Origin of the sequence: Facklamia sp. P12937, from assembly GCF_050409505.1 — a bacterium.
Lineage (GTDB): Bacteria > Bacillota > Bacilli > Lactobacillales > Aerococcaceae > Facklamia.
This window is the reverse complement of the sequence record NZ_JBNUPI010000005.1, coordinates 73,779-94,904: the sequence shown is the minus strand read 5'-3', so window position 1 is coordinate 94,904 and position 21,126 is coordinate 73,779. Positions and strand designations below refer to the sequence as shown.

The following is a 21,126-nucleotide window of genomic DNA, read 5'->3' as shown; positions in this document are numbered from 1 at the left end:
CACCAACACCAGAAAAGCCGGCTGAACCAACACCAGAAAAACCAAGCACACCGACTTCAACTAGAAAGACTTACACGGTGCGACCAGGGGACTGGTTGGCGAAGATTGCCAATCAATATGGCATCACCGTTCATCAATTGAAGGCATGGAACAACTTAAAAAGTAATTTAATTCACCCAGGCAACGTTTTAGTTGTTTCTAAGAATGAAACTGTGAATGTGACACGTCCAGAAAAACCATCTGAAAATTTAACCAGTGTCAATAATTATATTGTAAAATCAGGTGATTCACTCTACAGTATTGCAACGCGCTTTGGCGTAACTATTCAACAATTAAAGAATTGGAACAAGTTAACTTCCAATTTCATTTATGTTGGGCAAAGGCTTAATTTAAGTGGAGGTAAGATTATTAATCAGACTGTCCCTGTTTTGAGTCATAGTGTATTTATTGATGCTGGACATGGCGGTTCAGAAACTGGTGCTGTGGTTAATGGATACTCTGAGAAGGATTTAAATTTAATTATTTCAAGGCAAGTAGCTGATAAATTGCGTCAGCAAGGATATACTGTTTTTGAAACGCGTAAAGATGACTCAACCGTTGAACTGACGCGTAGAGATGATTTGCCAAACAAATTAAAATCTGATATTTTTGTAAGTATTCATCATAATGCTATGCCGAAACATTTAAAAGGCTCTGCTGAAGGGATACTCACTTTGTATCATGATCCTTCAGTGGATGTACCTGGTTATTCAACCTTGCCGCATCATTCACCATCAAAAATTACAGAAGGGAAACGCCTAGCAAATGAGATTCAAAAATCTTTAGTAGCTGCAACTGGAGGGGCTAGTCAAGGAATACGCCCTCAAAACCTTCACGTGACGCGTACAACGGATATGCCCGCAGCTTTAGTAGAACTAGGCTTTATGGACAATCCGTCTGAGATAAAAAAATTAACGGATTCGGTTTATCAAGCAAAATTAGTTGAAGGATTGATCAACGGAATCAATAGCTATTTTAATAATTAAAAGCAAAATAATTGTAGCTTAATATGCTCCCTCTATCGTAGATATTTAAGAATTTAACATCTACTCTAGGGGGAGTTGTATGTGTTTAATAGTAAATTTTTGTCGAACAGCTTATCCTCTAAGGCACTACCAGCTATCTATAAGAAGCATTGATTATTGAACAAAACAGGAAATGTTAAAAAATTAGGCTCTATGTCAAATAGGGTTGATGCTATCCAAGGAGATTAAGCAATTAACGGTTGCTTAGTCTCCTTCTCTTTTCTTCCTGACACATATAATCTTGATATTAAAAGAATTCTATTTTTGAAATGGGAGTCGTTTTTATAGCCATAAGCATGGCGTTTAAGCACTTTAATCGTGTTATTAATCCCTTCAATAGGGCCATTAGTCAGTGTGTGATAATGAAAGGTATTCTTAATGTATTGTTTAAACTTAGTAACTATTCTTAAGACTCTCTTAAGCCTTGGTGCAAGCGATTGATTTGAAGGCTGATAAAGGGTAGTCATAAACATAAGAGGGTCTGATTGATCGAGAGAGAAACGAAGGTCTTGGACCACACGATAGACGCTTTTAAGGACTTCATTTTGATTTAACAGGTAATCCACAACATTCCCTGTATTCGCTAAAGAGTCAAAAAGAGGATATCTTTCATAGCGTGTGTATTCAAGCTTCGTTTCCTTCATTAAAAACAGTTTCCAGTACCTCTTAAGCTTATTATAGAGCCTTCTGCCTTTATATCTTACTTGGTTCATTCCTTGAATCCGACAACGGTTCAATTCACGGTTAAGAGCTTGAACGATATGGAATCGGTCAATAATAATGGAAGCATTAGGAAATAATTGACGGATCAATTCAATATAGGGGACGTACCTATCAATACAAATGGTTTTTACTTTTTTTCGTTCGTGTCGACTATACCGGTAAAAGTGCTCTTTCAACGCATATAAACGACGATCCTCTACGATATCAACGACTTGGTGAGTCAGAGCATCACAATAGATAAAGCTCATAGACCCTCTAACGGAACGGGTCGATTTGAATTCATCAAAACAAAGATGTGCTGGAAGAGTGGTAGGTTGTTTACGTATTGTAGCAGCGAAAGCATCGACCACACGTCGTACGGTATGAATAGAGACAGGTGTTTGAGAATCGATTTTCTTTTCAGCAGTAGTGTCCGTTGCCAAGCTGGCGTTTTTTTTGCTTAGTGGCACGCGAAATAAAGCAGTTCTTCTCAACCAAATTGGTTTCTGCAGTGAAGGAGTGGCCACAATTTCGACAAAGGTAAGGTTGTTTTTTAAAAAGTAAGTAGCAAGCTTGCCCTGCACTTTCTAAGTAAGTGATTCTAGAGGAGTGTATGCCGTTTTTAACGACAACTCCTTCCTTTTGGCAACAAAGACAGCTATCAACAGGATAGGTCAGTGTACACTTTATGTGAAGCTTATTTTTGACCGTTTCCCCACAATTATCAGAGAATTTTACGTTAGGGTCTTTTATAGTGAGTAATGTTCGTATATCATGAGTCCTGGCACAGAGTCCCTTCTATTTTAGTTACCACTTTTAATAGATCGGACTTTTGTGTTTTTATGTACCAAAAAATAGGATGGAAGGAAGAATTTTTCTTCCATCAACCCTATTTATTATAGAACCAAAAATTAAGCGGGTGAGCTTAAAGATGGAGCAAGGATTCTCATATAAAAAGCCATGTATGAATCGTTCATACATGGCTTTTTATATGGCGCACCCTTCTATGGAAAAAGGCACTGAAACTGTTAAGGACTTGATGGACTTGAAATCTATGCGTGAATAAATTCAATCCAATATCTTCATTATTCCTTCAAACTTGTTAGTCTAGGGAATAAGGTCAGCTATGAGTTTGCGAACGATAAAGAATGTTTATTTATGACTAATTCCAGGACTTGTCATTTTTTCTGGAGATAAAATACTTTCTAATTCTTCTTCATCTAGTATCTCTTCAGATAAGATGATATCTCTAACACGTTCATTGTTATTGAGTGCCCGTTTGGCAATTTCGGCAGCCTTCTGATAGCCAATATGAGGTACTAGGGCAGTAATCGTTCCGACACTTTGATCAACAAGTTCTTGACAACGTTCAGGATTAGCAGTGATGTCGGCAATACAATTATCAATAAAGGTCGCAATGCCATTTTGAAGAATTTTAATTGACTCAAAGAGTGAATAGAAAATGACAGGTTCAAAGGCATTCAATTCCAATTGTCCAGCCTCGACTGACATGGCGATTGTAGTGTCATTACCAACAACTCGATAAGCAATTTGACTCACTACTTCAGGAATAACAGGGTTTACCTTACCTGGCATAATAGAAGAGCCGTTTTGCTTTTTAGGTAGGTTAATTTCGTTAAAACCTGTTTTTGGTCCTGAAGACATCAAACGTAAGTCGTTAGCAATTTTTGAAAGACTAAGAGCGAATGTTCTTAGAACACCTGAAACAGCTGAAAACGAATCAATGTGCTGTGTGCCATCTACTAAGTCTTCGCTTTGTTGTAATGAAAGGTCGGTAATTTCAGCTAGAGTAGGAACAATTTGTTCGACATATTCCACATCCGCATTCAAACCAGTCCCAATAGCAGTTGCTCCCATGTTTACTACTAACATCTCTTCAATTACTTGAGTAAGTCTTTGATGAGAGCGACGCACTGCGCTGGCATAGGCTTTAAATTCTTGTCCTAAACGAATTGGGATGGCATCTTGCATTTGAGTACGGCCCATTTTGATGACATCGTTAAATTCTGAGGACTTTTTAGTAAGTGTTTTTTCTAAACGCTCTATTTCTTTAAGAAGGCCTTGAGATAGTTGATAAATCGTCAATTTACCTGCAGTTGGGATAACATCATTGGTAGATTGGCCATAATTCACATGGTCATTAGGGTGAACAGGATTATATTTACCTTTTTCTTTGCCTAGGATTTCATTGGCGCGATTCGCAACAACTTCGTTAATATTCATATTCATAGAAGTCCCTGCGCCACCTTGGATAGGGTCTACAATAAATTCTTGGTCTAATTCGCCTGTAAGAACTTCCTCACAAGCTTTAATGATTGCTTGCATAATTTCTTCACTGATAAGTCCCAGCTTACCATTTGTCATGGCGGAAGCTTTCTTAATATAAGCCAGGCTTTGGATAAAAATAGGATCTAGTAATTGTCCAGTAATAGGGAAATTTTCTTTTGCTCGGATAGACTGAACACCATAATAGGCAGTTTCCGGCACTTGATGAGAACCAATCGAATCATATTCTTCTCTAAATTCCTTGTTTTCAGGGTTTTTCATGGAATGCCTCCTAAAGTATTAGTATTTCTTGTTCATTATATAATGAAAGGGCTTTAACTTCAACATGGATTGAGTTATACTGGATATAACATAAATTTTATAAAGGGGTGCGGTAATGTTTCATGGAAAAGAATATGTTATGACCGTTTTTGAAGAGCAATCCTTTTCAAAAGCATCAGAACGTCTATTTGTCTCTCAACCCTCACTAAGTGCAAATGTTAAGCGGATTGAGAAACGTTTGGGTCATGATATCTTTGATCGATCCACTATACCGATCAAATTAACCGAATTTGGGGTGGAGTATATTCGTAATGCCAAGGAAATCCAACGAATAGAAGAAGATTTTCAGCAATATATTTCGAAGGTCGATAATTTACAGTATGGACGCATTGCTATTGGGGGAACAAGCCTCTTTGCTTCAATGATTTTACCCAAGTTAATGGCTAAGTTTAATGAGATTTATCCTGAAATTCAAATTGATTTATTTGAAGAAACATCAAGTAAACTAATCGCTTTATTGCACGAAGGAGAAATTGATTTACTACTTGATAACACTTTTTTAGATAATCGTTACTATGATCATTATCAGTTTGTAACGGAATCTTTACTCTTAGCGGTTCCCGAAAAGTTTGAAGTGAATGACTTATTACAGGATTATCAGCTAAGTCTAGAAGTAATTAAAGCGCATGCTTCAGATTCTCTCAGTCTCCCGCTAAAATATTTGAAGGAATTTAAGGATGCACCCTTTGCTTTTTTGAAAGTAACCAATGATACTGGAGCTAGAGCAAGAACAATTTGTCAAGAAGCTCACTTTATTCCTAATATCGCTTTTGAAGTAGAGCAGCAATTAACGGCGTATAATATTTCTTCATCAGGTATCGCCGTTTCCTTCATTGGAGAAGCCTTGATCCAACATATTAGTCATACTGACCAAGTTAAATACTATCGTTTAGAGAGTGAAAATGCTAAACGACCGGTTAATTTCTATTGGAAGAGAGACCGCTATCAATCAAAAGCCGTCACTGCTTTTTTAGATATTTTGAGGGAAAAGTAAAATATTTTTTGTAAAGGGTTTCATTTTAGAACTTAGAGTGTATAATTGGTGATATAAGCTAAATGTTATATATTTTAAAAGGAGGAAGGCTTGTGAAAGTTAGAATTGAGCATGATTCGCTTGGAGAAATTCAGGTTCCAGCAGATAGGTATTGGGGGGCAGTGACGCAGCGATCTTATCAAAATTTTGAGATTGGTAGTGAAAAAATGCCTCGGGATGTTATTTGCGCCATTGCTTTAGTTAAAAAAGCGGCCGCAACTGCCAACCAGGCTTTAGGCGTACTCGATCAAGAACGCTCAGAACTGATTCAGCAGGTTTGTAACGAAATTTTAGCAGGCGATTTAGATGAACATTTCCCATTAATTGTTTGGCAAACAGGCTCAGGCACTCAATCTAATATGAATGTCAATGAAGTAGTTGCCAATCGTGGAAACGAGCTTGTAGGTAAACAATTACTTCATCCAAATGATCATGTCAATAAGTCTCAGTCTTCGAATGATGTTTTTCCAACAGCCATGCATTTGGCCGCATTAGTAAAAATCCATTCGCAATTGTTTCCAGTACTAGATCATATCATGGATACTTTAAGCATGATGGAAGAAAAGTACCGCCATGTTGTTAAAAATGGAAGAACCCACTTACAGGATGCTACACCCGTTACCTTTGGACAAGAAGTCAGCGGGTGGTTGTCATCGATTAAACAATCCAAAAGGATGATTGACTTAAGTTTACAACCTCTTTATGAAGTGGCATTAGGGGGAACAGCAGTCGGAACAGGCCTCAACACACCAGAAGGTTATGCTGAAAAAGTAGCACAAGTCTTAGCTGAAATAACGGATTTACCAATAGTTACTTCATCAAATAAATTTCATTCTCTAGCGAGCAAAGACGAATTAGTCTTTACACATGGGGCACTAGCAGCCTTGGCAAGCGATATGATGAAAATCGCTAATGACGTCCGTTGGCTAGCTTCCGGACCACGCAGTGGTATTGGGGAGATTACTTTACCAACCAATGAACCGGGCTCTTCTATCATGCCTGGAAAAGTGAATCCCACTCAATGTGAAGCATTAACAATGGTGGCAGCTCAAGTGATGGCTAATGATAGTTTAATGAGCTTGGCTAATTCACAAGGGAACTTTGAATTGAATGTCTATATGCCAGTGATGATTTATAACTTTATTCAATCCGTTCAATTGTTATCTGATGCGATTGCTTCATTTGATCATAAGTGTTTAGTAGGAATTGAAGTGAATGAAGGTCGTATGAAAGAACTAGTTGATCAATCGCTTATGCTTGTGACTAAGTTAAATACACATATCGGTTATGAGAAAGCGGCTGAGATTGCTAAAAAAGCTTTCAAAGAAGACACTACACTTAAAGAAGCCTGCTTAGCTCTAGGCTATCTAGAAGCAGAAGAGTTTGATCGTTTAGTTGATCCGTCTACAATGGTCTAATTAGAAAGGAAGTTAAAATGGATATTTTTGAAAAATCTTTAAAATTACATTATGATGTAGCTGGTAAAATTGAAGTAAATAGTCGTGTGAATATCGACACAGCTGAAGATTTATCTTTAGCTTACTCTCCAGGAGTAGCTGAACCTTGTCGTGTGATAGCTAAAGATTATGAAGAATCTTTTAAATTAACGCGTCGTAACAATCTAGTAGCAGTTGTAACAAATGGGACAGCGGTTTTAGGTTTGGGAGATATTGGTCCAGCAGCTGGTATGCCAGTCATGGAAGGCAAATGTGCCCTATTCAAACGCTTTGCCGATGTGGACGCTTTCCCAATATGTGTGGATAGCAAAAACGTTGATGAAATCGTTGATACAATCGCTATGATTTCTAAAAGTTTTGGCGGGATTAATCTTGAAGATATCTCAGCACCCACTTGTTTTGAGATTGAAGCTAAGCTAAAAGAACGCACTGACATTCCTGTTTTCCACGACGATCAACACGGTACAGCTATTGTAACAGCAGCAGCTTTGATTAATGCTATTAAACTAACCAAAAAACCTATGGGTAAATTGAAAATGGTTATTAACGGTGCAGGAGCGGCAGGAATTGCCATTGCCAAATTATTAATTCAAATGAATTTTGGCGAAATCATTATGGTAGATCGTAAAGGGATTATTTGTGATGGGAATCCAGATTTAGATCCAGCAAAAGCAGCTATTGCAAAATTGACAAATTCTAGTAAAATGCAAGGTGAACTAGCGGATGCATTGAAAGGAGCAGATGTCTTAATTGGCGTTTCTGCCCCAGATGTTGTGAGTAAAGAAATGGTAAAATCTATGAATGAACCATTAATTTTTGCTATGGCAAATCCGGTTCCTGAAATTATGCCTGAAGATGCAATCGCAGCAGGTGCTAAAGTAGTTGGAACGGGCAGATCAGATTACCCAAATCAAATTAATAATGTTTTAGCTTTTCCAGGAATATTTAAAGGAGCTTTATCAGTGCGTGCAAAAGAAATTACTGATAAAATGAAGGAAAGAGCAGCTATCGCAATTGCAGAAATGGTAGCTGAAGAAGACTTACGCCCGGACAATATCATTGTCTCACCCCTAGCGGATGGAGTGGCAGATGCTGTAGCTAAGGCTGTAGCAGATTGTGCAGTTGAAGAAGGTGTCGCTAGAATTTAGGGGTTCGTTTAATAAATCAAAGGAGTCGGTTAGCACCCTGCTGATTGACTCTTTTACTTATAGGAGTGTTTAAGATTGAAGCAAAAGATTAATAACAGGGATTTTCTAACGCATGGCCCTATGTGGAAAGTTATCTTAACAATTTCGGCCCCCTTAATGATTAATAATTTGGTACGTACCTTTTATACTGTGGCAGACGGTTTATTTTTGGCTCAACTTTCCGCTGAGGATTTTGCAGCCTCTGCTTTTTCGTGGCCTTTAAACTTTTTTTTTATTTCACTAGGCATGGGAATAGGAGTAGCAGCCACAGCTCTTTTATCAAACTTTTTAGGGTCCAAACAGTATGAACGAGTTCAAGTATATGTAGATAATACCTTGCTGTTGACATTAAGTCTGGGTATTGTTCTTGCTTTCTTAGGTTATCTAGCAACTCCTTGGATGCTGTCAGTTATGGGCGGAAGCGGAAGTTTTTTAGACAAATCAATTATTTATTTTAAAATAAGTTTTATTGGTCTTGCCTTTGATTTTGCTTACTTCACCTACCAGGCCATCTTAAATGCTCAAGGGAACACCAAAATTATGACGGCTATTTCTGCTATTTCGATGACAATCAATATTATATTAGATCCTATATTTATTTATGACAAAGTCCCAATACTTAATGTTCCAGGTTTAGGTTGGGGAATAGCAGGTGCTGCTTGGGCTACTGTTGTATCTAAGATTGTATTAATTGTGCTAGCTATTTATGTAGTTAGCCAACAATCTAGAATTCAACCTCAATTGAAGGGGATTCGCTTTGATTGGCCAACCAGTCAACATATTATGAAATTGGCTTTACCATCTTTCTTAGGTTATGGGGGGTCTTCATTAGGATTTACGGTTATGAACGCTTTGATTACCTCATACGGAACAAATACACTGGCAGCTTTTTCTATGGTTAATCGTATTTCAGATATTGTGATGCAACCGCAAATGGGAGTAGGGATGGCACTTACTTCAATCGTTGGTCAAAATATGGGAGCCAAACTCTATACTCGCGCCAATCAAATTTTTAAACGAGCTATTATTTTCATTTTGTTTATGTCGGTAATCTCTTCTGCTTTGATGATTCTTTTCCAACAACCGATTTTAAGTATCTTCATTAAAGAATCAGCAGATAGCGACCTCTGGATGCAAGCCAAAGAGTACCTAGCTTATACAGCTTTCATTATTTTCTTTATGGGTTTATTTGCTGCCCTCAATGGTTTTTTCCAAGGCTGTGGTCAAACCAAATATTCTATGTTAATGACCTTGGGACGTTTATGGTTTATCCGTGTACCAATTGTCATGTACCTGCGTTACTTTACAGACTTAGGATCGACAGGTATTTGGATTTCTATGCTGGTTTCTAATATGTTGATTGTAGTATGGGGCTTCTATATCTATCGTAAAAAAGATTGGAAGACCTTGGTACAAAGGCAGATAGGTTAGTCTAAAAACTTAAGCAAAAATTAAAAGTGTAGGTGAAATTTTCACCTACACTTTTAATTTTTAATTATATCAGGCCATGCATCTGAATAAGTTGAACAATTTTTTGATAAGAGGCTATATCTGCTGCAGTTGCATAATTCTTACCCAAATCAAACTTTAAACAAGTTTCTTTACAGTTAGCAAAGATATCAGACATAATTGCTTGTAGTTTGTGATCGACATCTTCAAAAGACCACTGGAGACGCATTGCGTTTTGTGACATTTCTAAACCAGAAACAACCACTCCTCCCGCATTAGCTGCTTTAGCTGGAGCCCAAATAAAATCTTTACTCTGGTTGAACACCTCAATAGCTTCCGACATGCATGGCATATTGGCACCTTCAGCTAAAAAACGCACACCATTAGCGATTAAGTTTCTGGCTTGATGAGCATTTATTTCATTTTGTGTGGCACAAGGTAGGGCAATATCTGCTGCAATTTGACGCGACCAGATTGAGTCTTGTGAATAAGAAGCATGAGGGAACTCTTGAGTGTAAATAGATAGGTCTTTCTTATGGTGCGCAAGAATATCTTCTAAGTGATTAATATTGATGCCTCTTGGATCATAAAGTGATCCTTGACTGTTGGATACAGCTAATACCATTCCACCTAATTGCATAACCTTTTTGATAGCATTTAAACCAACATTTCCAAGCCCTGAGATCATAAAGCGTTTTTGTGATATTTGTTCCTTCTCTTCATTTAACATGGCTTGAAGGAAATAGATGAGACCGTACCCAGTGGCTTCTTCTCGACCAAGTGATCCATTAGCCAAGATAGGTTTTCCAGTCAAGCTTCCTAGCTCAACCCCCTTAAGGCGTTTATATTGGCCATACATATAACCAATTTCACGCTTTCCAACGCCGATATCACCGGCAGGAACATCTATTTTTTCATTAATATGTTTAGCTAGTTCAGTCATATAGGATTGACAAAAGCGCATAATCTCTTGATCAGATTTACCACGTGTTGAAAAATCACTTCCTCCTTTACCACCTCCCATAGGTAGACCAGTCAGGGCATTTTTCAAAGTCTGTTCGAAAGCCAAAAATTTCATTACACTCTCATTAACTTGTGTATCAAAACGTAAGCCTCCTTTGTAGGGGCCAAGTAAAGAAGAATGCTGGATACGATACCCCCAGTTTACATGGACTTGACCTTGGTCATCTTGCCAAGGGACTCGGAATTTAATGATTCTTTCCGGTGTAACCATACGCTCAAGTATCGCTTCTTTTTCTAGACTTTCATCTTGTTCAACCAGGGGCTCGATGGCGGATAAAAACGCTTTAACTGCCTGCAGATACTCGACTTGTTCACTGAATTTTGCTTGAAGATCATCATAAACATATTTCACATAGGGGTTTTTAAACATAATTGAGCTCCTAACTTATATTTTGAAATAAGTATAACATATAGAACAAAAGTTTAAGAGCAACCATCATGTTTGAGATCAATATAAGGTAAGTAAATTTATTTAGCATCTATGCTAAAATATAAAAGTAATTGAAAAGAGAAAAAAGGGATGAGAATAATAAATAAGAAAAATTATTCATATATTTTAGAGGGTCTAATTTTATCAGCGCTGGGCATAGCTCTCTTGCTGTTTAAGCTAAAAATTGCAAATATACTTTTAAATGGTCTAGCTATAATCATCTTAATAATTGGAGGGGTAGATTTTCTGGCGTATCTATTGGGTCATATATTTAATAACTCATCAAAAGTGAGGTTTTCACCACCAATAATAAGTCTAGGGCAGATTATTTTTGCATGCGGACTCTTGACTAATTCGCCCAATTTTTATTTATGGATGGTGCGTTGCGTAGGAATTTATCAGTTATTATTGGCTCTCTTAAATTTCTTTTCTTATTACCTAATGTTTAAAGATAAGGCCTTTGAGCGTTATCAACGTTTAGCTTTTGCAATTGCGAATTTTATATTTGCTATTGATAGTATTTTAATAATGAATCAGGGTTATCCTGCTTTGCTTCGTTTGGGTATCTACCTTATTTTTCTTGGAATCAGCTATCTATATGATGGGGGCTTTAACCTACTTGATCTTGAAAAGCAGCATATTTGGCGAAGAAGTCTACGCCTACCCTTGCCAGTGCTCTTTTCAGCTTTGTTTCCTCAGAAGTTAATTAGAAAAGTAGATGAAATACTGATAGACACGACCCAAGATATTGAATCCGATTATAGAGCGTCACTTTTGGCTAATGAAAATGACTTGCCAAAGCAAGAAGACAATTTAATTACTATCCAAATACCTGTTGGAAAATCAACATTTGATAGGGTGGGTCATATGAACATTGCATATAAAGATACTGTTTATTTTTATGGCAATCAAGATGATGACACTAGAAATTTGTTGGATACAAGTGGAGAAGGTGTCTTGGCCTTAATTGATCGTTCAGAATATCTATCCTTTTCATTAAAAAATCGTCTGACGATTGTAGAATATGATATCGCGCTTTCTAAACAACAAGCCCAGCAGTTAGAGGAAAAGTTGAATGGCATTAAAGAAAAAACAATTAATTGGCATCCTCAATCCAAGACAGTCCTAAATTCTTTTGTAGGAAAATTGATGCGTCAAACTAAATATACAAAATTTTATAAATTCAAAGAAGGGCAATTTCAAACATATTTTGTTTTTTGGACAAATTGTGTTTTATTTTCTGATGATATTATTAAGGAAATAGGGTTGGCTCTTTCCCCTTTGGTTGGAATCCAAACGCCAGGGACTTATTATGATTTCTTGGAAAGAGAATACCAGAAAGAAAAATCAATTATTTTAGAGCGAAGAGTTTACAATCGAGCTTTAGGAAATTATTTATCAAAGCTAGAATTATCAGCGGCTAAAAAGGGAAATTAAAATTGTAAAGGGATTTTCACTTTTCAAAGAGAATAGTATGGATACTTTACCCAGACATGAAACTTTCCTATAATAAGGCTATTGAATTGTAAAAGAGGGTAGAGAATGAAACGTAGTGATTTAAAAAATGCAAAACGAATTATTATTAAGTTAGGAACAAACACAATATTGTCCGATGAAGGGATTAATTTCACTAAATTAGATCGCTTAGCTTATGTCTGTGCTAGTTTGATCCAAGAAGGTAAAGAAGTTGTCATTGTTTCCTCGGGAGCTATTGGTGTAGGGAGTATGGACTTAAATGAAGCCAACTATCCAACTACCATTGCAGACCAACAAGCAGCTTCAGCTGTCGGTCAGACGTTATTAATGGGACACTATTCTCGCTTCTTTAAATATTATGGCGTGAATGTCGGCCAAATTCTTTTAACACGAGATGTAGTTGATTATCCTCAATCGCTACAAAATGTTCAAGTAGCCATGGATACCTTATTAAGACGAAAAATTGTCCCCGTTATTAATGAAAACGATGCGGTAGCAGTTGAGGAGTTAAATCATCAAACCAAGTTTGGTGATAATGACACCTTATCTGCTATTGTAGCTAAAATTACAGATGCTGACCTTTTAATTATTCTTTCAGATGTTGATGGTTTATATGACTCAAACCCACAACAAAACCCTCATGCTCAGTTAATTGATCAAGTGACTGAAATCACACAAGAAATTCAGCAAATGGCAATGGGAAAAGGCTCAGAATTTTCAACTGGAGGTATGGCTACTAAATTGAATGCAGCCGAGGTCATCTTTACTACCGATTCATCCTTAGTCATTACCTCAGGAGCCGATCCTTCGATAATTTTTGATATTCTAAAAGGTAAAAGTATTGGAACTTTTTTCCATCGGAAAGGGGATAAATAAAATGGCAACATCGATCGAATTATTAACCATTGGAAAAAGAGCAAAAGAAAGCTTTGAAAAATTACGTAAGTTAAGCAGTCAAGCGAGAAACCAAGCTTTATTAGCTATGGCTCAATCTTTAGAGGAAAAGCAAGAAAGTATTTTAGAGCAAAATATTCAAGATGTGGAGAACGCGCGTGCGGATGGCATGGTAGCTGCCATGATCGAGCGATTAACCCTAGATGAAAAGCGTTTTGCATCAATGGTAGCAGGTATTCGAAAAATAGCTCAGTTAGCAGATCCATTAGCTAACACACGCAAGCAATGGGTGAATGAATTGGGCTTGCGCATTAGTCAAAGACCTGTCCCACTAGGTGTAATTGGCATTATTTATGAATCACGTCCCGATGTGACAGCGAATGCTTCTGGTTTATGTCTAAAAGCAGGAAATGCTGTTATTTTACGAGGAGGTAAAGAAGCCATCGCCACCAACCGAGCAATCGTTGAAGCCATTCAAGCAGGCCTTGAAATGGCTGGCTTATCTAGGTACTGTGTTCAGTTAATGACAGACCCTGATCGACAGTTAGTTACTCAACTCATGCAAATGAATCATTATGTTGACTGCTTAATACCAAGAGGAGGAGCAGGTTTAATTCAAAATGTGGTGAAAAATGCCACTGTTCCTGTTATAGAAACGGGAGTAGGCAATGTCCATATTTATATACATGAAAAAGCAGACTTTAAAATGGCTCAGACGATTGTTGTCAATGCTAAAACACAACGTCCTTCTGTATGTAATGCTGTTGAGACAATCATTGTTGATGAGGCTTTCGCTAAGGCTTACTTACCACAAATAGGAAATGCCTTGTTTGATGCCAATGTTCAAATCTTAGGAGATGAGCAAACACGTGACTTATTGCCATATTCCGTACAGGTTAGTGAGGAAGATTATGAGACAGAGTTCTTAGATTTAGTAGTGGCAATAAAAATTGTAAAAAATTATGACCAAGCGATTGACCATATCAGCCGTTTTTCAACTGGACACTCCGAAGCTATTATTACGCAAGACTATTCAGTGGCGCAAGATTTTATGAATGATGTCGATTCGGCAGCTGTTTATGTAAATGCTTCGACGCGTTTTACGGATGGTGAAGTCTTCGGATTCGGAGGAGAAATTGGTATCTCAACTCAAAAACTTCATGCCAGAGGGCCTATGGGATTAGAGGCTCTGACTACTTACAAATACCTCATTGAAGGTTCTGGTCAAATTAGAGAATAAAACAAGGGGCTGGGACAAAAGCCTTGAATAATTAAAGAAAGTCCGGTCAACGATATAATCGTTAATCGGACTTTTTCTTTAACAATATAAACAAAGAAAGCGTTTCCTGCTGTAATCGTAGTAATCACAAAGCCATTCAGGAGGGGCTTTCTATTTAGCAACAGTATACTATGAATCAAACTTGCTTGCTACTGGAAATGGATTGTTTATTCCCTGAAAATCATAATGTTTAGGCGGATTCATGAGGTAGTCAAACAGATTCAATCTGAGATTCAGCAGCTCTTAAGTGAAGAAATTGAAACGCTTAACTGAGCGATTGAATCGCAAACTGTTGCCGGAGCGGATGAACGCAAAAAGAACGCCGTCGTCTCAAAAGTATCACCGAAAAATTGCCAGGATTTTATTCCTCGTGAAGAAAAACACACCACTCATCAAGCGATATTTAACGGTCGTAATAGCTTTTCTAAGACCGATGTCGAGCGGATATTTATGGCCAATAATCTACGTAAATACCCAAAGCAGCGAGCCTAGATTGGAAAGTTACTTTCCAATCTAGGCTCGCTGTAAATATTGAGGTGGCTGAGAGGTCCTTTTGTCCCAGCTTTTTTGATAGGCTTATTGATTATATTTGTCAGCGAACCCACTTAAACGCATAATAAATTTAACAATTTCTACCACCACCACAATTGAGAGGGCGGCTGCGACAACAATTCCCCATTGTCCAGCTGTTAAAGCATGAACATCAAAGAATTGACTGATACCAGGAATTAATACAACACCTAAAAGCATTGCTCCGGATACTAAGAAGGCTAAGTTTAGCCACTTGTTGTCAAAAGGATTACGGCTGAATAGGGAAGCGAAAACGGATTTGACGTTATATGAATGGAATAGTTGGATTAAACCAAGTGTAATGAAGGCCATAGTCTCAGCAAGAACGTGTCGTTCCTCTCCTATTAAGGATGTTTGCATTGGGCCTTCAGCAGCATACCAATATACGAATAGCGTAATTAAAGCTTCTAGAATCCCTTGATAAAGGATAGAGGGTGCCACCCCAAAGGATAAGAAAGAATCTTTTTTAGTACGTGGACGGTGTGACATTACATCAGACTCTGCTTTCTCCATACCTAATGCGATAGCAGGGAAGACATCCGTTACTAAGTTAATCCACAGGATATGAATTGGTTCTAAAATCACCCAACCGAATAAAGTGGCTGTAAATAAAGTGATCACCTCTCCAAGGTTAGCAGAAAGTAAGAACTGAACAGCTTTTTGGATATTAGCAAATACTTTTCGTCCTTCTTCGACTGCTACAACTATGGTTTGGAAATTATCATCAGCTAAGACCATGTCTGAAGCACCCTTAGAGACTTCTGTACCAGTGATACCCATACCGACACCAATATCTGCTTGTTTAAGAGATGGCGCATCATTAACTCCATCACCGGTCATTGAGACAACGGCATCATTGGCTTGCCAAGCACGGATAATACGCACTTTATGCTCTGGTGAAACCCTAGCATAAACTGAGTAATTTCCAACTTCTTTAGCTAACTGATCGTCTGTAATTTCATCTAATTGGGCTCCGGTCATTACGTGACGTTCATTTTCGCTGTCATTTGGGTCTAAGATAGTTAAACGTTCAGCAATGGCCTGAGCAGTCATTGCGTGGTCTCCTGTGATCATGACAGTACGAATACCAGCCATACGCGCTTTTTCAATAGAAGCTTTGGCTTCTGTTCTTTCTGGGTCAATCATACCGACTAAACCAGTGAAAACTAGGTCCTTTTCTAAGGTTTCCGTTGTAACTTCAGCGGGAATCTCATCAATTATTTTATAGGCACCTGCTAAAACTCTTAATGCTTGCCGACCTAATTTAGCATTGACTTCTATAATTTCTTCTCGATCAGCCTCAGTCATTGCAGTAACTTCTTGGGCTTTTTGAATAGAGCTTGAGCGCTTAATTAATTGATCAGGAGCTCCTTTAACAAAGACTAGATAACGGCCATCATCGGTCTCATGAATGGTTGACATTAATTTACGGCCTGAATCAAAAGGAATTTCCTCTACTCGAGGGAATTGTCTTAATTGTCCTTTGAGATCCATCCCATGGTCTAAGGCGTATTGAATGAGGGCTGTTTCAGTAGGGTCACCGTTGACATTTCCTTGAGCATCGACTTTAGAGTCATTAGGGAAAGCGAAAGAGCAAATAAATTTACCATTATTATCAAGTGGATCTTGAGCATAATGCAATTGACCATCATAATAAACCTTTTCAACAGTCATTTGATTCAGTGTTAAAGTACCGGTTTTGTCTGAACAAATAACCATAGTTGATCCTAAAGTTTCAACAGCAGGAAGAGTTCTTACCAAGGCATTTCTGGCAGCCATGGTTCGCGTGCCTAAAGATAGAATAATGGTTGAAATAGCAGGTAAGCCTTCTGGAATAGCGGCAACTGCCAATGAAATAGAAACTAATAACATTTGAATTGGCGAGAATCCTTTGAGAAAGACACCAACAATAAAAGTTATGATAGCGATTGCGATAATTAAATAGGTAAGTGTTTTACCCAATTTTTCTTGGTCTTTTTGAAGTGGAGTGAGCTGCTTTTCCGTCGAAGACAACATGGCTGCAATATGTCCAACTTCTGTATCCATCCCTGTGTGAGTGACGATTCCTAAAGCGCGCCCATAGGTAATATTGGTTGAAGAGAAAGCCATATTGGATCGATCACCAATCCCAGCTTCTTTTTCAATAACCGCTTCGGCATGTTTTTCAACTGGAACAGATTCGCCAGTTAGTGCCGCTTCTTCGACTTTTAAGGAATTGGTTTCAACTAAGCGTATGTCCGCAGGAACGATGTCACCAGCTTCTAAACTAACTACATCACCAGGAACAAGTTCAGTTGATTTGATTTTCATATATTCTCCATCGCGTAATACGTTGGCTTCAGGTGAAGACATATCACGCAAGGCGTTAATGGCATCTTCGGCCTTAGCCTCTTGGAAAACTCCAAGCACTGCATTTAATAGGACAACAATCAGAATAATAATTGAATCAGTTGGTCCTTCTCCCTCCATATATCCAACAAATGCAGATATGACAGAAGCAACTAACAGAACAATGATCATAAAATCTTTAAATTGGTCTACAAATTTTTGTAGAAGAGACCTTGTTTCTTCTTCTTTCAAGGTGTTTTCACCGTATTGCTCCAAACGCTTTTTTACTTCTGTTTGACTTAATCCGCTCTTAATATCGGTATCTAATTCGCTTATAATCTCTTGATTTGATTTAGTATAAGCAACAAAATCTTTGCTAGACATCCACTTTCCCCCTTTAATTTAACGTGTTTATAAGATTGACTTCGAATAGAAAAAAGACTCATGCCACTTGGGCAACACAAAGCTGCGCTCAATGGCATAAGTCTCACTATTTCAGACTGTACCAGTAGTAAAACTACTTAACGTTGTTGATACAGCCAAGATATCATCTATCTTAAGTTACTCCCTTATGAACATCTAGCTAAATTATAATCAATAGCACATTTTTATGCAAATTTTTTTGTAAAGATAGTCAAAGTTTTAAATCAGGAGTAGTTGTCAAATTTGAAGAAAGATTGATGAAATTTAGTAAAAACCTTTATAAATTTTGATAATTAAGCATTCTAAGGTCGTTGGCTCTTGATTTATGGTAAAGTATAATTGTAGACGAAACATAGTATTTAAGGAGGTTATCAAGATGTTTAAGAGAAAAAATATTTTATCATTTGTTCTAGTGAGCAACCTATTGGCAGTACCAATATTTCAAACCCAAGAAGTTTTAGCTCAAGTTGAAACGCAAGCACAAGAAAATTTTGTAGAGCCTACTTTTAATATTTTTTTACAAGTAGATGAGAATGTCCCCCAAGCTCAAAAAGAGATTTCCTATGATATTATTGATATAGCAAGTCAAGAGGTTGTTTATTCTTATCGTAGTGACAATACTGAACAGCAACCAATTGAATTGACTGCTGGTGAATATATCTTCCGTTTATATGATGACGGGAAGTTTCAAAGGGGAGGACAATCAGTTCGACCTTATCAAGTTCAAATCGTTCAAGAAAAACAAGAGAAGGCTGATGAAATTGCTGAGGATTCAGGAGAAATTGTTGAGTTGGCCGATCAAACGATAGTATATGATTATGCCTTTACAATTGACGGCAATTATTTAGAAACACCTCCGATTTTTAACATTTATTTAGTCGGTGATCAAGTTCAAAACCCTCAAGTACCAAAGATTGAATCACCAACTGCAGACAGTAGTCAAGAAGCTGATAATAGTGAAGAAAACAGTCAAACAGAAGTTGCTGACGAATTAGGAAACGTTAATGTAATTCTTAAGGACAGTGTGGGTAATGTCGTTCCGAATGTAGGAATAGTGATCAATGGGCAGGAAGTTTTAACCGATGAACAAGGGATCGCTCAATTTCAAGAAGTTCCTACTGGTAACTATGTAATGAATTTTGGTCGATTACCAGAAGCAATGTCAGGATATGAAATTGAAGAAAATGTTGAGATTTACTCAGGTCAAACTTACGACTTTCCTTTGATATTGTCAGGTGTTATCGAAGATTCAACAAGTTCTCAAACAACTGTAGAAGCTAAAGCTGATTTACAAATCGAAGTATATGATCAAGAGGAAGCACCGGTTGAAGGAGTTAAGATTGAATTGACCAAACGGGATGATCCTCAATTTAAACAAGAATTAGTATCCGACCAATTAGGTGTCGCTCAAGCTTCTGATATTCCCACTGGCAATTACCAATATCAAGTAATCGAAACACCGGAAACACATTCAGCTCAAGGAACATTATTAGAAACACAAGTTTCTGCTAATGAAGAAAATCGTCAAGTAATTGGTATTACCAAGTTAGACCAAGTTGGTCAACTGAATATCTTAGTTACCGATACTCAAGGTCAAGCAATTCCCCAAGCTGAAGTTCAAGTGTTAGACCAAGTTTATACGACTGATGACAATGGCTCTATCTTTATTGATTCATTGCCAGTGGGTGATTACGATGTTACCTTGGTGACGACTTCAGGAAATGCTGATTTAGAGTCCAATGTTCAAAGGGTTGAAGTTTCAGTTAATCAGCCTACTGATTTAACATTTGAAATAGAAGAGCCGACTACAACAATGGAACCGACTACAACTGCTGAACCTACTACAGAAGAGACAACTACGACGACACAGGATCCCAAAGCGGTTTTGACGATTAAAGTTCAAGATCAAAAGGCTGAAGCGGTAGAAGGTGTGAGCATACGCTTAATCAATACTGAAGATGGCCAAGAACAGGAAATAACGACTGATAGTCAAGGACTAGCCTCAGCTAGTGATCTTGCTCTAGGTAACTACCAATACCAAGTCAGTCAAACCCCTGAAGGATATGTAGCCCAAGGCAATCTAATAGATGTAGCTGTAGAAAATGAAGCGCCAGAGTTACAAGCTGTGACTATTCAAAAAGAAGCTGAGGTGGGTCAAGTTTCAATAGCTGTCAGCAATAGTCAAGGTCAAGCTGTTGCAAATGTGCAAATGCAAATTGGCGAGTTGACTGTTGAAACTAACAAGAATGGAATAGCTTTAATTGAAGAAGTGCCTGTAGGCAGTTATGAAGTCCAGTTTGTTTCTATTCCTGAAGTTTACCGTGCAGATCAATTCTCTCCAGAAACGATTGAAGTGGTTGCAAACCAAAAAGTTGAACTAGCTTATCAGTTGGAAGAAAATGTTACGACTGATGAGCCTTCAACTACGCCAGAGCCTACAACCACAACTGAAGAAGTGATTACATCAATAGAGCCAACAACTACGACACTAGCATCAACTACACAAGAGTCAACTACCACAACTGTTGAGGAAACGACTGTTACCGAAGAAGCGACCGTTCCTGAAATGGTCTTTAAGGACTTAGAAAATGGAGGACAAGTCCTCTTAACCAAGGCAGACGCTAAAAATGTGGAGAAGGTTCTTATTCAAAAAGTTGATTTAAATGCCGCTAATCTCCCTTCTGAATTGAAAGGTAAAGATTTTGTAGCTTATGAAATCAAAGCTTTTAATCAAAACGGTAGTGAAATAAAATTGGAAAATCCAACAATAATCAAACTTCCTACCCGTCCAATTAATAGTCAACTTTTAGCCATGAAAGTTATGGGCCAACAAGTTGAAGGATTAAAAGTACGCCTTAACCGAGAAACAGCCACTGTTGAAAGCAAAGGCCTTGGTATTGTAGCCTTAGTATACAAAGACGCCAAAACTGATCAATCAACAACCACTCAAACTCAAGAGGATGGGAAAGCAGTTGTTGTTAAAAAGTCAACCGATCGTAAAGAAGCTGAAAAAGGCAATTTACCAACAGCTGGTGAAACAACTTCAAAAGTGATTTACTTAGTCGCAGGCATTTTAGTAGTTGGGGGAGCACTACTGATTGCTCTAAGAAAAAGAAATCAATTTAAAGACAAATAGATTTTTGAAAACAATCCCTAATATTTTTAGGGGTTGTTTTTTGTGTC

The 21,126-nt window shown here is 37.7% G+C and carries 12 protein-coding genes and 1 pseudogene; 9 read left to right on the top strand and 4 right to left on the bottom strand.

Features of this window, described 5'->3' with window-relative positions; translation table 11 throughout:
- The coding region (locus ACQV2R_RS03205; RefSeq protein ID WP_428891815.1) for an N-acetylmuramoyl-L-alanine amidase at positions 1–1,025 on the top strand (1,025 nt) is incomplete at its 5' end.
- A 224-nt stretch (positions 1,026–1,249) separates the two neighbouring features.
- Here the strand turns inward: ACQV2R_RS03205 and ACQV2R_RS03200 are convergent.
- Together ACQV2R_RS03200 and ACQV2R_RS03195 are read right to left on the bottom strand one after the other, a co-directional pair.
- Positions 1,250–2,537, bottom strand: a pseudogene (locus tag ACQV2R_RS03200) (ISL3 family transposase).
- Positions 2,538–2,918: 381 nt separating this feature from the next.
- A complete protein-coding gene (locus tag ACQV2R_RS03195) occupies positions 2,919–4,334 on the bottom strand; it encodes an aspartate ammonia-lyase (protein WP_428891814.1) in 1,416 nt (471 codons plus the stop codon).
- 115 nt (positions 4,335–4,449) lie between these two features.
- Between ACQV2R_RS03195 and ACQV2R_RS03190 the strand changes: the two genes are divergently transcribed.
- The 4 genes from ACQV2R_RS03190 to ACQV2R_RS03175 all read left to right on the top strand — a co-directional run bounded on the left by ACQV2R_RS03190 (position 4,450) and on the right by ACQV2R_RS03175 (position 9,502).
- Complete coding sequence (locus ACQV2R_RS03190; protein ID WP_428891813.1) at positions 4,450–5,388, top strand: LysR family transcriptional regulator; 939 nt, start codon at positions 4,450–4,452, stop codon at positions 5,386–5,388.
- A gap of 92 nt (positions 5,389–5,480) precedes the next feature.
- On the top strand, positions 5,481–6,845 hold the full coding sequence (gene fumC / locus ACQV2R_RS03185) for a class II fumarate hydratase (protein WP_428874472.1): 1,365 nt from the start codon (positions 5,481–5,483) through the stop codon (positions 6,843–6,845).
- A gap of 17 nt (positions 6,846–6,862) precedes the next feature.
- Positions 6,863–8,032: an NAD(P)-dependent malic enzyme gene (locus ACQV2R_RS03180; protein WP_428874473.1), complete on the top strand. Its 1,170-nt coding sequence runs from the start codon at positions 6,863–6,865 to the stop codon at positions 8,030–8,032.
- A gap of 75 nt (positions 8,033–8,107) precedes the next feature.
- Positions 8,108–9,502 (top strand): MATE family efflux transporter, encoded by a 1,395-nt coding sequence (locus ACQV2R_RS03175; protein WP_428882332.1) that lies wholly within the window; start codon positions 8,108–8,110, stop codon positions 9,500–9,502.
- Positions 9,503–9,566: 64 nt separating this feature from the next.
- On the opposite strand, the gene gdhA is transcribed toward ACQV2R_RS03175, so the two are convergent.
- Positions 9,567–10,913 carry an NADP-specific glutamate dehydrogenase gene (gene gdhA / locus ACQV2R_RS03170; RefSeq protein ID WP_428874475.1) on the bottom strand — a complete coding sequence of 449 codons (1,347 nt, stop codon included), beginning with the start codon at positions 10,911–10,913 and terminating at the stop codon, positions 9,567–9,569.
- 468 nt (positions 10,914–11,381) lie between these two features.
- Here gdhA and ACQV2R_RS03165 point away from each other — a divergent pair, with 468 nt between their 5' ends.
- The 3 genes from ACQV2R_RS03165 (at position 11,382) to ACQV2R_RS03155 (ending at position 14,583) form a co-directional block, all read left to right on the top strand.
- On the top strand, positions 11,382–12,410 hold the full coding sequence (locus ACQV2R_RS03165; protein ID WP_428875010.1) for a DUF308 domain-containing protein: 1,029 nt from the start codon (positions 11,382–11,384) through the stop codon (positions 12,408–12,410).
- Between the two features lie 105 nt (positions 12,411–12,515).
- Entirely contained in the window at positions 12,516–13,325 is an 810-nt protein-coding gene (gene proB, locus ACQV2R_RS03160; protein WP_428874477.1) for a glutamate 5-kinase, read from the top strand.
- Position 13,326: 1 nt separating this feature from the next.
- A complete protein-coding gene (locus ACQV2R_RS03155; protein WP_428891812.1) occupies positions 13,327–14,583 on the top strand; it encodes a glutamate-5-semialdehyde dehydrogenase in 1,257 nt (418 codons plus the stop codon).
- Positions 14,584–15,198: 615 nt separating this feature from the next.
- Here ACQV2R_RS03155 and ACQV2R_RS03150 read toward each other — a convergent pair.
- Positions 15,199–17,904 (bottom strand): cation-translocating P-type ATPase, encoded by a 2,706-nt coding sequence (locus tag ACQV2R_RS03150; RefSeq protein WP_428873454.1) that lies wholly within the window; start codon positions 17,902–17,904, stop codon positions 15,199–15,201.
- 415 nt (positions 17,905–18,319) lie between these two features.
- Here ACQV2R_RS03150 and ACQV2R_RS03145 point away from each other — a divergent pair, with 415 nt between their 5' ends.
- A complete protein-coding gene (locus ACQV2R_RS03145) occupies positions 18,320–21,079 on the top strand; it encodes a SpaA isopeptide-forming pilin-related protein (RefSeq protein WP_428891811.1) in 2,760 nt (919 codons plus the stop codon).
- The last annotated feature ends 47 nt before the right edge of the window (positions 21,080–21,126 follow it).

What these genes read in the sequence shown, in the direction of transcription:
- ACQV2R_RS03150 (WP_428873454.1), bottom strand. Translation starts at nt 17,904, where the DNA reads ATGTCTAGCAAAGATTTTGTTGCTTATACTAAATCAAATCAAGAGATT.
- ACQV2R_RS03190 (WP_428891813.1), top strand. Translation starts at nt 4,450, where the DNA reads ATGTTTCATGGAAAAGAATATGTTATGACCGTTTTTGAAGAGCAATCC.
- gdhA (WP_428874475.1), bottom strand. Translation starts at nt 10,913, where the DNA reads ATGTTTAAAAACCCCTATGTGAAATATGTTTATGATGATCTTCAAGCA.
- ACQV2R_RS03180 (WP_428874473.1), top strand. Translation starts at nt 6,863, where the DNA reads ATGGATATTTTTGAAAAATCTTTAAAATTACATTATGATGTAGCTGGT.
- ACQV2R_RS03155 (WP_428891812.1), top strand. Translation starts at nt 13,327, where the DNA reads ATGGCAACATCGATCGAATTATTAACCATTGGAAAAAGAGCAAAAGAA.
- ACQV2R_RS03195 (WP_428891814.1), bottom strand. Translation starts at nt 4,334, where the DNA reads ATGAAAAACCCTGAAAACAAGGAATTTAGAGAAGAATATGATTCGATT.
- proB (WP_428874477.1), top strand. Translation starts at nt 12,516, where the DNA reads ATGAAACGTAGTGATTTAAAAAATGCAAAACGAATTATTATTAAGTTA.
- ACQV2R_RS03145 (WP_428891811.1), top strand. Translation starts at nt 18,320, where the DNA reads ATGTTTAAGAGAAAAAATATTTTATCATTTGTTCTAGTGAGCAACCTA.